Genomic DNA, 12,909 nt, shown 5'->3' on the forward strand with positions numbered 1-12,909 from the left:
GTCGCTCAGAGGGGCGAAGCCTAAAACTGAATCGCCCCGGGTTTGAACTGGTGGGGGCGATGCTCAAGAAGGCACTAGCCAAGCTGAAAGCTCATGACAAGCCATTGCTGCACTCGGACCAGGGCTGGCAGTACCGCATGCCGGCATATCAGCGAGCGTTGCGGCAAAAAGGCGTGGAACAAAGCATGTCACGCAAGGGGAACTGCCTTGATAACGCGGCGATGGAGAGTTTCTTCGCCGTGCTGAAATCGGAGTTCTTCCATCTGAACAAATTCAGCAGCGTCGACGAGCTACAAAAGGGAATCAAAAAGTACATCCACTACTATAATCACGACCGCATCAAGCTCAAATTAAAAGGGCTGAGTCCTGTGCAATACAGAACTCAGCCCTTAGCTGCCTAGCAAACTAAACCGTCCAACTATTCGGGGTCAGTTCATCACTAGGGCTCCTTTTCTTGATTTGGCGGAGACGGTGTCTGCCAGACGTATTGCAGCAGTCCGGCGGCTACGCGGAAACAAAAAGCGTTAACAATAGCCACTTCGAAGTAGGACCGAACAATCTACTGCATTGCTCACAATTTCCCGAAGAATACAATCAAGCAAAATATTCGGGACTCGTATTTTTTTCCTTACCTTTTTCGAAGCCCGAAAGAAAAAAAGCCTGCGCCAGATCGGCGCAAGCCCTTGATTTCTTTCATAAATTCTGGTGGGAAGTGCAAGTTTCGAACTTGCGACCCCTGCAGTGTGAATGCTGTCAGACGAGACTCTGGGAGCTTTCCGAAGACAACCTTCATAGGGTACGCTGCCGATTGATGACTCCCACCGAATCCCGGAAACTCCCGCCATACTCCGTACCAACTCCGTACTCCGCCTCCGAACATTCAATGGCGCAGTGTTTGATATGCTGGATTGGGCGAAATATCGAATAATGCTAAAGGCGGGCACAGCCGTACAATTGTGCTGCCGCCGGAAATCGACCAGTCTTGCTGGTGTCCATCGGCACCAAGCGGCCACACGAGCCACTTTTTTCCAGACCGGACGGCACCCGTTGGAACAAGGATTCCTGGAAAACACCGGTCAAAGACGCCGTCAGGAAGGCAAGCCTGCCAGACCGGACGACCGCCTACACCATCCGCCACAGTGTGATCACCGATCTTGTGCACGGCGGCCTTGATCTGCTGACGGTCGCACAAATCAGTGGCACTTCTGTTGCCATGATCGAGAAGCACTACGGACATTTGCGAGGCGACATCGCTTGATGACCTTCTCGTCTTCGTGCCCAATGAACGCCTCCGCCACGGGATGCCAAGGTCGTATTTCGACACAGCACCAGACGCAATCCGTAGCCGCATAAGACTCAACCCCGCTATCTGCGATCGAAAACCATTAAGCCAGAGCGACGCGTTCGCGAGGAGATGGAGGGAAGGACAAATGAGAGGGTCACCCATTAGCCGGCCAGAAAACGAACAGGCTGGGCCACGCCCTCCAGATCGCCCAACTGACGCAGGAGCAGCGCGATATCCGGCGCGGCAGGTCGACGCCTGCTAGAACCAATTCGACATCAGCCATCCATCCTTTGCGCCGCTTGGTGCATCAGCGCGCGCAGCCACAACAGCCCTGGGTCCTGGGTGCGGTATTTGTGCCATTGGATGGACTGGGTCATGTGCTTCATCGGTAGTGGCAGCGGCAGGATCGTGATCGGCGGCCCGCCGCTGACTCTCCGCGCCAGGCGCTGATGCACGGTGGCGATGCGCTCTGTGCCGACCACCAGGTAAGGCGCCGCCAAGAAGCTGAACGAGGTCACCTCGACCCGCCGCTCCAATCCGGTCCCCTGCACCAAGGTGAATTCGAACGAGCGTTCCATGCCTGGCGGCTGCATGACGACATGGCCTGCGGCCGCGTACTGCTCGGCCGTCAAGCCATCCCGTGCGTGACGGCTCTGGTTCCAGACCACGCAGCAGAACTGCTCGTCGAACAGCGGCTCGATCGGATGGTCGGGCGAACAGTAATCATGTGGGATGACCAACAGGTCGGCGTCGCCATGCTCCAGCGTGCGCTGGGGCTGCCGCGTCTGCGGCAACAGGTGGAAACGCACCGAACTCGATTGCTCCTGCGCCAGCGCCAGCACATGCGGCATCAGCACCGCCATCGAGAAGTCCGAGACGAAGATGCGGAACTCGCGGTCCGACTGGGTAGGGTCGAAGTGCGGCATCGCCGTGATCGTGGTGTTGACCCGCACCAGCACGTCACGCACAGCTTCCTGCAGCACCTCTGCCCGCGGCGTCAGTTCCATCTGTCGCCCCACCTGCACCAACAGTTGGTCGTCGAAGTATTCGCGCAGCCGCGCAAGCGAACTGCTCAGCGCCGACTGACTCATGTTCATCTGCTCGGCCGCCCGGCTGACGCTGCGCAACGAGAACATCGCATCCAGCGCCACCAGTAAATTCAAATCCAGCTTATTAAAACGCATTCCGGTCTCCCTACATATTTTTACGTATCCACAAAATCGATATGTTGAATTAATACAATCAATTTTACACATATAACGGTGATCGGCACACTGTGCGCTCCAACTACAAAAAACACAATGGAGACAAAATGAAATATTCGATGGCACGTCACCGTCTACAGATGATCTGTATCGCGACAGCCCTGCTGGCCGCAGGCCGCGCCGCCGCTGTGGAGCTGGAGACCGCCAATCCCGACTGGAACCTGCGCTTCGACAACACAATCAAGGCCACCGCCCTGTATCGCCTCCACCATGCCGATGCGGCGCTGGTCGACAGTCAGCGCCTGGTGGTGCCCGGCGTTCACGCGTCGGCGTTCCCGCAGGCGATGAACTTCAACGCCGGCAACGACAATTTCCGCGATCGGGGCTGGGTCTCGAAGCGGGTCGACCTGCTGAGCGAATTCGACGCCGTTTACCGCAGGGATTTCGGCCTGCGCATCAGCGGCGCAGCGTGGTATGACCAGGCTTATGACGGCCAGACCGATGCTGCCGACATGCTCAACGGCCAGTTGCCCTACAACGCCATGCCGTCAAGCACGCGCAAGCTGGCCGGCCGCAAGGCCGAGCTGCTGGATGCATTTATCTTCGGCGGCTGGGAAATCAGCGAAGGCCACAAGCTAACCGCGCGCCTGGGCCAGCACGCGCTGGTCTACGGCGAGACACTGTTCTTCGGCGATAACGGCATCGCCCGCGCGCAAGGCCCGATCGATATCTGGAAATTGCAGTCGTCGCCCAACGCCCAGTTCAAGGAGATCATCCGCCCGGTGCCGCAGCTGTCCGGCCAGATGGCGCTGAGCCAGGACGTGACGCTGGGCGCCTACTATCAATTCCGCTGGCAGGCCGATCGCATGGCGCCGGCCGGCAGTTACTTTAGCTCCGCCAACAATATCTGGGGCGGCTCGCCGCTGCCGGAGGTGATTGCCACCAACGTGCTGCTGCCTGGCGCCGAACGGCATCCGTCGGACAGCGGCCAATACGGCGCCCAGCTCAAATGGCGCCTCGACGAGACTGATCTTGGCTTTTATGCCGCGCGCTACCACGACAAGTCCGGCGTGTTCTATTCGCAACTGAACGTCACCGGCCCCGCGCCGGGCAACTGGTACTACGTTTTCCCGGACGCCGTCACCACGGCAGGCTTCAGCGCCACCCGTTCGATCGGCAACACCAATTTATCGCTGGAGGTGTCGGCCCGCGACAACATGCCGCTGGTGAACACCAATATCGTCTATTCAAATGTACAGCCGGCGCCGATGTACGCCACCGGCCGCACTGCGCACGCCAACCTATCGTGGCTGACGACGATGGGGCCGAGCATTCTGGCCCGCGAGGCGACGCTGCTCGGAGAGCTGGCGTGGAACCGTGTGCTGTCCAAGGAGGACTCGTACCACACGCTGGACGAACTGCGCACGCGCGATGCCACCGCCTTTCAGGTGGTGTACTTGCCAAGCTACCGCCAAGTGCTGCCTGGCCTGGACCTGAATGTGCCGCTCGGCCTGCGCTACGTCGTCGACGGCAATTCCTCCGTCACCGGCTTGGGATGGGGCGCCCGGCATAGCGGCACCGCCACGCTGGGACTGGACGGCACTTACCAGGGCGTCTGGCAACTCAGCGTCAGTTTCAACAAATATCTGGGCAAGGCCGAACCCTTCGTCAACTACCAGCCGCTGCTGACCGGCGGCCATGCGGTCTACAGCAGCGGCAACGCGTTGGCCGACCGCGACTATCTGGCGCTGTCCCTGCGCCGCACCTTCTAACGGACCGAAACAGGAGACCACCATGAATCCACGTATCACTTCCGCGCTGGCGATGCTGGCCGCCGTATCCCTTCCGGTCATGGCGGCAGTCACCGCCGACGAGGCGGCAAAGCTGAAGTCTGAACTGACGCCGCTGGGCGCGGAAAAAGCGGGCAACAGGGATGGCAGCATTCCCGGATGGACCGGCGGCTACACGACGGCCATCCCCGGCGACAAATCCGGCGGTCGCCGCGGCGATCCGTTCAAGGACGAGAAGCCGCTCTACACCGTCACCCCAAAGAATGCCGAGCAGTACAGCGCCGTGCTGACCGACGGCACCAAGGCCATGCTGAAGAAGTATCCGGAGTTCCGGCTCGACGTCTACCCGACACATCGTACCGGCGCCGCCCCGCAATGGGTCTACGACAACACCTTCAAGAACGCCACGCGCGCCACAATGGCCGGAGACATCACCCATGGCGCCTACGGCGGCATCCCCTTCCCGATTCCGAAAACCGGAGCCGAGGTGATGTGGAACCACATGTTGCGCTGGCGCGGCACCTCCTGGCAATTCAACGTCAACCAATACCTGCTGACTGCGGACGGCAAGGCCGTGTTGACTACCAGCGGCACCGGGGACCAGCAAATGCCCTACTACTTCCACGACGGCACGCCGGAACAATTCGCCAAGGGAAACGAGTTCTGGCTGCTGCGCCTGATTAACTCCGGCCCGCCGATCCGCGCCGGTGAAGCGATCGTCGGCCGCAGCAACATCGATCCGGCCAAGGATACGGCCTGGGTTTACCTGACCGGCCAGCGCCGCGTGCGCAAGCTGCCGAACCCGTGCTGTGATACGCCAACGCCATCGACCGCCGGTGTGATGAGCTTTGACGAGATCGAAACCTGGAGCGGCCGCACTGACCGCTTCGACTGGAAGCTGGTCGGTAAACAGGAGATGCTGATTCCCTATAACGGTAACAAGTTGCTGCAGCCGAAGACCGATGCGGAAGTGCTGGGCAAGGCTTACCTGAACCCAGACCACGTGCGCTGGGAGCGCCATCGCGTGTGGGTGGTCGAAGCCACGCTGCGCGCCGGTCAACGTCACCAGGCGCCGAAGAGCCGCTACTACTGCGATGAGGACACCTGGAACTGCGTGCTGGGAGACCGCTGGGATGCCAACGGGCAATTGTGGAAGACGCTATGGTCGCAAACCTTTGTCGCGCCGGACCTGCCGGGTACCGTCATCGGCGCCTTCGGCTTCAACGACTTGATATCCGGCACCGGCTTCGTCGGCAATCTGTACAACGCCAAGGCGGCGCAGTATCCGTTGAAACCGCGCTACCAGGACAACGTCTTCACGCCCGATGCAATGGCTGGCGAGGGCGCACGCTGATGTCCCAGAAATTGTACTCGGTGGTCACTGCGCTACAGCTTGCGGCGCTAACCGGCATGGCCTGCAACGCCGCAAGCGCCACCCATGATGCGCCGGTTGCGGCGCCGGGCGCTGTCACGGCGGCCATGCACCGTCAGGCCCTCCTGTCCCGCAACGCCGCGCAATCGGTGCTGTTGGGCGCGGCCAAGGCCGGCAAGCGGATCGTCGCCGTCGGCGAGCGTGGTTTGATACTCCTTTCGGACGACAACGGCCGCCATTGGCGGCAGGCCGTCGTTCCCACCAGCGTCACACTGACGTCCGTGCGCTTTGGCGATGCCCGCAATGGCGTAGCTGTCGGTCACGCGGGCGTTGTGCTGACCACAAACGACGCAGGCGCCAGCTGGCAACTGGCGCTGGACGGCCGGCGCATCGCCGCGCTGACGCTGGCAGCGGCAAAAGCGGCAAACGACGATGCCGCCATCCGCGAGGCCCAACGTCTCGTCGTCGACGGCGCCGACAAGCCGCTGCTCGACGTTTGCCTGCTTGGCGCGGGCCGTATTTTAGTGGTGGGCGCCTACGGCTTGGCCGTGGCCAGCGAAGACGGCGGCCGCACATGGGCGCCCTGGCTGCAACGCTTCGACAACCCAAAGGGTCTGCACCTCAATGCTGTACGTCGCCAGGGTGACACCATCCTGATCGGCGGCGAACGCGGACTGGCACTGCTGTCCACCGACGGCGGCACCAACTTCCGTCGCGTGACCGTGCCCTACCAGGGGAGCTTCTTCACCGCCGAGATATCTGCCAACGGCGGCATGATTCTAGCCGGCTTGCGCGGCAACGCCTGGCAATCGACCGACCGTGGCGCCACCTGGCACCAGCTGGCCAATCCGATGCCGGTCTCCATCACCGCGTCGGCCGAGCGTGCCGATGGCACGTTGGTCTTCGCCAACCAGGCCGGCATGCTGCTGACGTTGCGCGGCGCGGCGCTGGCGCCGGCCCGCGCAGCGCCGATGGCGCCTCTTAACGGCGTGCTGGAAATGGACAACGGCGGTCTGTTGGTGCTTTCCAGCCAGGGCGTGATCGACGCGGGGGCGGCACGATGAAGATGTACGACCAACTTCCGCCAACTCCGCCCGGCGACCTGTCGGAGTTCGACAGCGCTTCGGGTTCGATCGTCGAACGCATGCTGTTCAACCATCGCCTGCTGGTGGTGATCGCATGCGTGCTGGTGACCATCCTGCTTGGATGGCAGAGTGGCAAGCTGGCTATCAACGCCAGCTTCGAAAAAACCATTCCGGCACAACATCCCTACATCCAGAACTACCTGCGCCACCAGAACGAGCTGACGGGGCTGGGCAACGCGGTGCGCATAGCGGTGGACAATCCCAAAGGCAGCATCTACGACGCCGCGTATCTCGACACACTGCGCAAGCTGAGCGAAGAGGTATTCCTGGTACCAGGCGTCGCGCGCAACCAGATGAAATCCCTGTGGACGCCAGGTACTCGCTGGGTCGGCGTGACGGAGGAAGGACTGGAAGGCGGCCCGGTAATCCCGGACAGCTACGATGGGGGCGAGAGCAGCCTGACGCAGCTCAAGGCCAACATCGCCCGTTCCGGCGAGATCGGCCAACTGGTGTCGTTCGACGGCGCATCGACCATCATCTATGTGCCCATACAGGTGCGCGACGCCGACGGCAGGCTGCTCGACTACGGCCAGTTCGCCCAACGGCTGGAGGCGTTGCGTACGAAATACGAGCAGCAAGGCGTGCGCATACACATCATCGGCTTCGCAAAACTGGTCGGTGACCTGATCGACGGGGTACGCGTGGTGTTGTTGTTCTTCGCCATCGCTGTCGCCATTGCCACCGTGACGGTCTACTGGTACACGGGATGCTGGCGTTCGACGGCGCTGGTGGTGCTGGCATCGCTGGTGGCCGTGGTCTGGCAACTCGGCATGTTGCCGATGCTGGGCTATGCGCTCGACCCCTACTCCATCCTGGTGCCCTTCCTGGTCTTCGCCATTGGCATGAGCCACGGCGCGCAGAAGATGAACGGCATCATGCAGGACGTCGGCCGCGGCATGCACAAGCTGGTCGCCGCGCGCTTTACCTTTCGCCGCCTGTTCCTGGCCGGGCTGACCGCGCTGCTGGCGGACGCCGTCGGTTTCGCCGTGCTGTCGGCTATCGACATCGCCGTCATCCGCGAGCTGGCGGTGGCCGCATCGCTGGGCGTCGGCATGCTGATCATCACCAACCTGATCTTGCTGCCCATCCTGCTCAGCTACGTGGGCGTCAGCCCACAAGCCGCCGAGCGCAGCCTGCGCGCGGAGGAGGCGGAAGCCAACGGCAAGTCCCGCCATGCATTGTGGGCGCTGCTGGACCGGTACACGCAACGTCGCTGGGCCACCGGCGCGATCGTCGTCGCGGTGCTGCTGGCGGCCGGCGCCTATGCCCTGAGCACGCAGTTGAAGATAGGCGACCTCGATCCCGGGGCACCGGAACTGCGCGCCGACAGCCGCTACAACCGCGACGTGGCGGCGCTCAACGCCTCCTACGGCGCCGCCAGTGACGTGCTGGCGATCATGGTCAAGACCGCAGACGGCCAGTGCTCCCAGTACGACACGCTGAACAAGATCGATGCGTTGGAATGGCAGCTGCGCCAGCTCGACGGGGTCGAGAGCACCAATAGCCTGGCGCTGCTGAACCGCCGCGTGCTGGCCGGACTAAACGAAGGCAGCCCGAAATGGTATGAGTTTCTGCCCAACCAGGACATGCTCAACACAGCCACCGCCGGCGCGCCGCGTGGCCTGTACAACGACAGCTGCAACCTGCTGACGGTCTACGTCTACCTGCACGACCACAAGGCCGACACGCTGGCGCGCGTGGTATCGCATGTCGAAGCCTTCGCTGCCGCGAACAACACCAGAGATACGCAATTCCTGCTGGCGGCCGGATCGGCCGGCATCGAGGCTGCCACCAACATCGTCGTGCGCGACGCATGGCGCAGCATGCTGTTGCTGGTCTACGGCGCAGTGGTGGTGCTGTGCTTCGCCACCTTCCGCTCATGGCGCGCGGTGGTGGTGGCGGTACTGCCGCTGATGCTAACCTCCGTCATGGCCGAGGCGCTGATGGTGCTGTTCGGCATGGGTGTCAAGGTCGCCACGCTGCCGGTGATCGCGCTTGGCGTCGGCATCGGCGTCGACTACGCACTGTACATCCTCAGTATCACGCTGGCGCAACTGCGCCAGGGCGCCAGCCTGTCGGACGCCTACTTCCGCGCGCTGATGTTCACCGGGAAGGTCGTGATGTTGACCGGCGTCACGCTGGCAATCGGCGTCGTCACCTGGGTATTTAGCCCGATCAAGTTCCAGGCCGACATGGGCTTGCTGCTGGCGTTTATGTTCATCTGGAACATGCTGGGCGCGCTGGTGCTTGTGCCGGCGCTGGGGCACTTCCTGCTCAAACCGAAAAAACAGATTTAACCACGAAGGAGCATCAATGTTTCGCTATTTCCCCACCAACTACGTCTGGGATCTATCCGTCAACCTGGCCATCGAAATGGGTGCCAAGATGGGCGAGATCCAGGAGATGTGTGCGCCGTTGCAGGAAGCGGCCAAACAGCCCGACGCCACCGGCACGCAAGCCTTCCGCACCACCTGGGCACGCATGGCCGACAAGCTGTGCGAACTGGCGGCGGAAGACGAGGCGCGTGGCCGGCTGATATCGGCCGGCGACAAGTACGGCCGCGCCGCCACCTACTACCTGACCGCCGAGCGCCTGCAGGCGCATGGCGCCGAGGGTCGCGTGGCGCTTTACCAGCGCTTCCAGGAAGTGTTCAACAAGGGCATCCGGCTGGCCGGCGAAAACTGCGAGCGCGTCGAGATCCCCTACGGCGATAGCCATATCTCCGGCCTGCTGGTGCGCGCCGAAGGCGTCAGCGGCCGCGCGCCGATACTGGTGCAAGTCAACGGCCTCGATTCAACCAAGGAAATGAAGTACCGCGTCGGCCTGCCGCGATGGCTGGCGCAACGCGGGGTGTCGTCGCTGGTGATCGACCAGCCGGGCACCGGCGAGGCGCTGCGTCTGCACGGCCTGACCGCCGTCTACAACGCTGAACTGTGGGCCAGCAAGGTGGTCGACTGGCTTGAAACCCGCGACGATGTGGACGCCCAACGCATCGGCTGCGAAGGCGTGTCGCTGGGTGGCTACTACTGCCCGCGCGCGGTGGCGTTCGAACCGCGCTTCGCCTGCGGCGTGGTCTGGGGCGCCAACCACGACTGGCGCGACGTGCAAAAGAAGCGTCTGCAAAAGGAAGGTAATTTCCCGGTGCCGCACTACTGGCAGCACGTGCAGTGGGTGTGGGGCGCCAGGGACATGGACGACTTCATGCGCATTGCCGAGAACGTCCACCTGGACGGCGTGGTCGAGCGCATCAAGGTGCCGTTCCTGGTCACGCATGGCGAAAAGGATACGCAGATCCCGCAGCACTGGGCGCAGCGCACCTACGACCAGCTAGTCAATAGCCCCAAGCGCGAACTGAAAATCTTCACCGACCGCGAAGGCGGCGTGCAGCACTCCAGCTTCGACAACTCCGCCAATGCCGGTGCCTACATTGCCGACTGGGTCGCCGAGACGCTCCGCGGCCGTGTCGCCATTCAAAAAGGATAATCCATGAATATCATCGGACCAGATGCATTGATTTTCGGCGTCGACGACGTCGCCGCCTGCAGTCAGTACCTGAGCGACTACGGCTTGACGCCGCTCGCGGGCGGCCGCTTCGAAGCCATGGACGGCACCGCCATCGTCATCGCGCACAAGGACGATCCCGCATTGCCGGCGCCGCTGCCGACCGCCAGCATGCTGCGCAAGACCATTTACGGCGTCGCCGACCAGGCTACGCTGGCGGAACTGGCCGACAACCTGGCGCGCGACCGCGAAGTCAAACAACTTCCGGACGGTTCGCTGGAAACCACCGACGATGCTGGTTTCGTACTGGGCTTCCAGCTGACCGTGCGACGCGCCATCGCGGTCGCCGCGGAGACGGTCAATGCGCCGGGCGCGCCGGCCCAGCGCGCGCCGAACGTGCTTGCCTTCGACGAACAGGCGTCGGTGCGACCGCGCACCCTGTCGCACGTCGTGTATTTCGTTCCGGACGTGGCCAAGGCGGAAGCATTCTATATCGATCGCCTCGGCTTTCGCTGCACCGACCGCTTGGACGGCGCCGGACCGTTCCTGCAGCCCGCCGGCACGCTGGATCACCACACTTTGTTCTTGATCCAAACACCGCCGTTCATGCAGGGTGTGGAGCATTTCACCTTCCACCTCGGCGGTCCGACCGAATTGATGCTGGCCGGCACCCGCTTCGTCAACAAAGGCCATCAGTCGTTCTGGGGTCCCGGCCGCCACAAGTTCGGCTCCAACTGGTTCTGGTATTTCAATAGCCCGCTCGGCTGCCACGTCGAATACGACGCCGACATGGACCTGCACGACGCCAGCTGGCAAGCGCGCACCACGCCGATGAGTGCCGACGCCTCGCAGCTCTTCCTGTTCCAGTCGCGCGAGAAGTGGGCGCCGGGCGGCCCTCCCGGCGCGGCTGGCGGGCCTCCGGGTGCGGCGCCAAACCGTCCGGACCCGGCCCACTAAGGCCAGCCGTGCGCGCCGGCGCCCTCCTGCTTTGTCATCTGGCCGACCTGCCCGATGGCGACGCGCGCGGATTCGATCCGCTACGCACTGGTCAGGACAGCGTGCTGGTGGTGCGCAAGGGCCAGCGCCTGCACGCCTACCGCGACCTGTGCCCGCATTACGGCGACACGCCCATGGCGTGGCGTCGCCACGCTTACCTGAATGCGGAGCGCAGCCAACTGGTGTGCGCGGCACATGGCGCGCTGTTCGACATCGAAAGCGGCCTATGCACGCGCGGACCATGTCTCGGCCGGTCTCTGACGGCGGTGCGGCTGGAAGTGCGAGGGAACGGCGCGGTTTACCTGTTGGACACGCCCTAGCCCGGGACAGGCGCATCGACGAATTCGATACGACCTATGCAAGCAATCAACTTTACAAGTGGCCGGTCCGTCGTCAGACTGGCCCGCAATAGAACCTATACTAAAGGAGACAACATGGTATCGCCCGCAAAGAAAATCCTCATCATCGGCGGCGGCTTTTCCGGCATGGCCGCCGCTATCGAACTACGCAAGCGAGGCCTGGACATTAACATCGTGGAAATCGATCCGGGCTGGCGATCCTACGGCGCCGGCATCAGCCTCGGCGGCGCCACGCTGCGCGCCTTCAAGACGTTGGGCATCCTGCCGCAATTCCTTGAACAGGGAGCGGCCAGCGACCGCGTCGACCTGTTCCTGCCACAGGGCTTGCAGATCGGCAGCCTGCCGACCCCGCGCCTGGCCGGTCCGGACGTCCCTGGCGGTGGCGCCATCATGCGTCCGGTCCTCGCGCGGATCCTGGCCGATGCCACGCGGGCCAGCGGCGCCGACGTGCGCTTGGGCTGCACCTTCACCGCGCTGCGCCAGCACGCCGACGCCGTCGAGGTGGACTTCACGGACGGCAGCACCCGTAGCTACGACCTGGTGATCGGCGCCGACGGCCTGTATTCAAAAGTGCGTGCGACCGTACTGCCTGATGCGCCGAAGCCCTCCTACAGCGGACAGTGCGTCTGGCGCGCCGTGTTGCCTCGCCCGCAGGAAGTCGAGCGCGCGATGATGTGGCTCGGACCGAAGATCAAGACCGGCGTGAATCCCGTCTCGCGCGACCAGATGTACCTGTTCGTCACGGAAGACCGGGTCGACAACGTCGCCATCGAACCCGCCACGTTCGCACCCATGCTGTCTGCATTGCTGGCGCCATTCACGGCGCCCATTATGCAGCAGTGCCGCGCGCAGATCGACCAGAACGCCGCCAGCGCCAACCTGATCGTCTATCGCCCGCTGGAATCGCTGCTGGTGCAGCAACCCTGGCACAGCGGCCGCGTGGTGCTGATCGGCGATACCGTTCACGCAACGACGCCGCACCTGGCTTCCGGCGCTTGCATCGGCATTGAAGACGCCATCGTGCTGGCCGAGGAATTGGAAGGCGCCGCCCATGTCGAGCAGGCGCTGGCGCGATTCGAGGCGCGGCGCTGGGAACGATGCCGCATGGTGGTGGAAAATTCCGCCCGCCTTGGCGAAATCGAAATCTCCGGCGGCGACAAGGCCGAACACGCGGAAATTATGCGGGCGTCGCTGATGGCGTTGGCCGCGCCGATCTAAGCGGGGCGGCCATGGGCTGACATCCCTGCGACAAACAC

11 protein-coding genes, 1 tRNA gene and 1 pseudogene are annotated in these 12,909 nt (G+C 63.0%); 10 read left to right on the forward strand and 3 right to left on the reverse strand.

The annotated features are described in order from the left end of the window. Positions 1-32 precede the first annotated feature (32 nt). A pseudogene (locus tag ACEN9O_RS25445) lies at positions 33-401 on the forward strand (transposase); the annotation flags it as partial. A 302-nt stretch (positions 402-703) separates the two neighbouring features. On the opposite strand, the gene ACEN9O_RS25450 reads toward ACEN9O_RS25445, so the two are convergent. Then, positions 704-840, reverse strand: a tRNA-Val gene (locus ACEN9O_RS25450). 148 nt (positions 841-988) lie between these two features. Between ACEN9O_RS25450 and ACEN9O_RS25455 the strand changes: the two genes are divergently transcribed. Then, positions 989-1,258, forward strand: coding sequence for a tyrosine-type recombinase/integrase (locus ACEN9O_RS25455; protein ID WP_495618540.1), 270 nt, complete (start codon positions 989-991; stop codon positions 1,256-1,258). A 302-nt stretch (positions 1,259-1,560) separates the two neighbouring features. Here ACEN9O_RS25455 and ACEN9O_RS25460 read toward each other — a convergent pair whose 3' ends face one another. After that, positions 1,561-2,469: a LysR family transcriptional regulator gene (locus tag ACEN9O_RS25460; protein ID WP_495614583.1), complete on the reverse strand. Its 909-nt coding sequence runs from the start codon at positions 2,467-2,469 to the stop codon at positions 1,561-1,563. Positions 2,470-2,597: 128 nt separating this feature from the next. Here ACEN9O_RS25460 and ACEN9O_RS25465 point away from each other — a divergent pair, with 128 nt between their 5' ends. Together ACEN9O_RS25465 and ACEN9O_RS25470 are read left to right on the forward strand one after the other, a co-directional pair. After that, the gene (locus ACEN9O_RS25465) at positions 2,598-4,262 is read left to right on the forward strand and encodes a DUF1302 domain-containing protein (protein WP_495614584.1); all 1,665 of its coding nucleotides are present in this window, start codon (positions 2,598-2,600) and stop codon (positions 4,260-4,262) included. 22 nt (positions 4,263-4,284) lie between these two features. Then, on the forward strand, positions 4,285-5,634 hold the full coding sequence (locus ACEN9O_RS25470; protein ID WP_495614585.1) for a DUF1329 domain-containing protein: 1,350 nt from the start codon (positions 4,285-4,287) through the stop codon (positions 5,632-5,634). A 47-nt stretch (positions 5,635-5,681) separates the two neighbouring features. Here the strand turns inward: ACEN9O_RS25470 and ACEN9O_RS25475 are convergent, their stop codons facing one another. Beyond that, complete coding sequence (locus ACEN9O_RS25475) at positions 5,682-5,975, reverse strand: hypothetical protein (protein WP_495614586.1); 294 nt, start codon at positions 5,973-5,975, stop codon at positions 5,682-5,684. A 9-nt stretch (positions 5,976-5,984) separates the two neighbouring features. Here ACEN9O_RS25475 and ACEN9O_RS25480 point away from each other — a divergent pair, with 9 nt between their 5' ends. The 6 genes from ACEN9O_RS25480 to ACEN9O_RS25505 all read left to right on the forward strand — a co-directional run bounded on the left by ACEN9O_RS25480 (position 5,985) and on the right by ACEN9O_RS25505 (position 12,871). Further along, positions 5,985-6,716, forward strand: coding sequence for a WD40/YVTN/BNR-like repeat-containing protein (locus tag ACEN9O_RS25480; protein WP_495614587.1), 732 nt, complete (start codon positions 5,985-5,987; stop codon positions 6,714-6,716). Beyond that, a complete protein-coding gene (locus tag ACEN9O_RS25485) occupies positions 6,713-9,094 on the forward strand; it encodes an efflux RND transporter permease subunit (RefSeq protein ID WP_495614588.1) in 2,382 nt (793 codons plus the stop codon). The genes ACEN9O_RS25480 and ACEN9O_RS25485 overlap by 4 nt, the downstream gene beginning before the upstream one ends. Positions 9,095-9,110: 16 nt before the next feature. Further along, positions 9,111-10,280 (forward strand): alpha/beta hydrolase family protein, encoded by a 1,170-nt coding sequence (locus tag ACEN9O_RS25490; protein WP_495614589.1) that lies wholly within the window; start codon positions 9,111-9,113, stop codon positions 10,278-10,280. A gap of 3 nt (positions 10,281-10,283) precedes the next feature. Beyond that, the gene (locus ACEN9O_RS25495; RefSeq protein WP_495614590.1) at positions 10,284-11,255 is read left to right on the forward strand and encodes a VOC family protein; all 972 of its coding nucleotides are present in this window, start codon (positions 10,284-10,286) and stop codon (positions 11,253-11,255) included. A gap of 8 nt (positions 11,256-11,263) precedes the next feature. Next, positions 11,264-11,614, forward strand: a complete 351-nt coding sequence (locus ACEN9O_RS25500) for a Rieske (2Fe-2S) protein (protein ID WP_495614591.1) — start codon at positions 11,264-11,266, stop codon at positions 11,612-11,614. A 114-nt stretch (positions 11,615-11,728) separates the two neighbouring features. Then, a complete protein-coding gene (locus ACEN9O_RS25505; protein WP_495614592.1) occupies positions 11,729-12,871 on the forward strand; it encodes an FAD-dependent oxidoreductase in 1,143 nt (380 codons plus the stop codon). Positions 12,872-12,909: the final 38 nt, after the last annotated feature.

Source organism: Duganella sp. Dugasp78 (assembly GCF_059491455.1).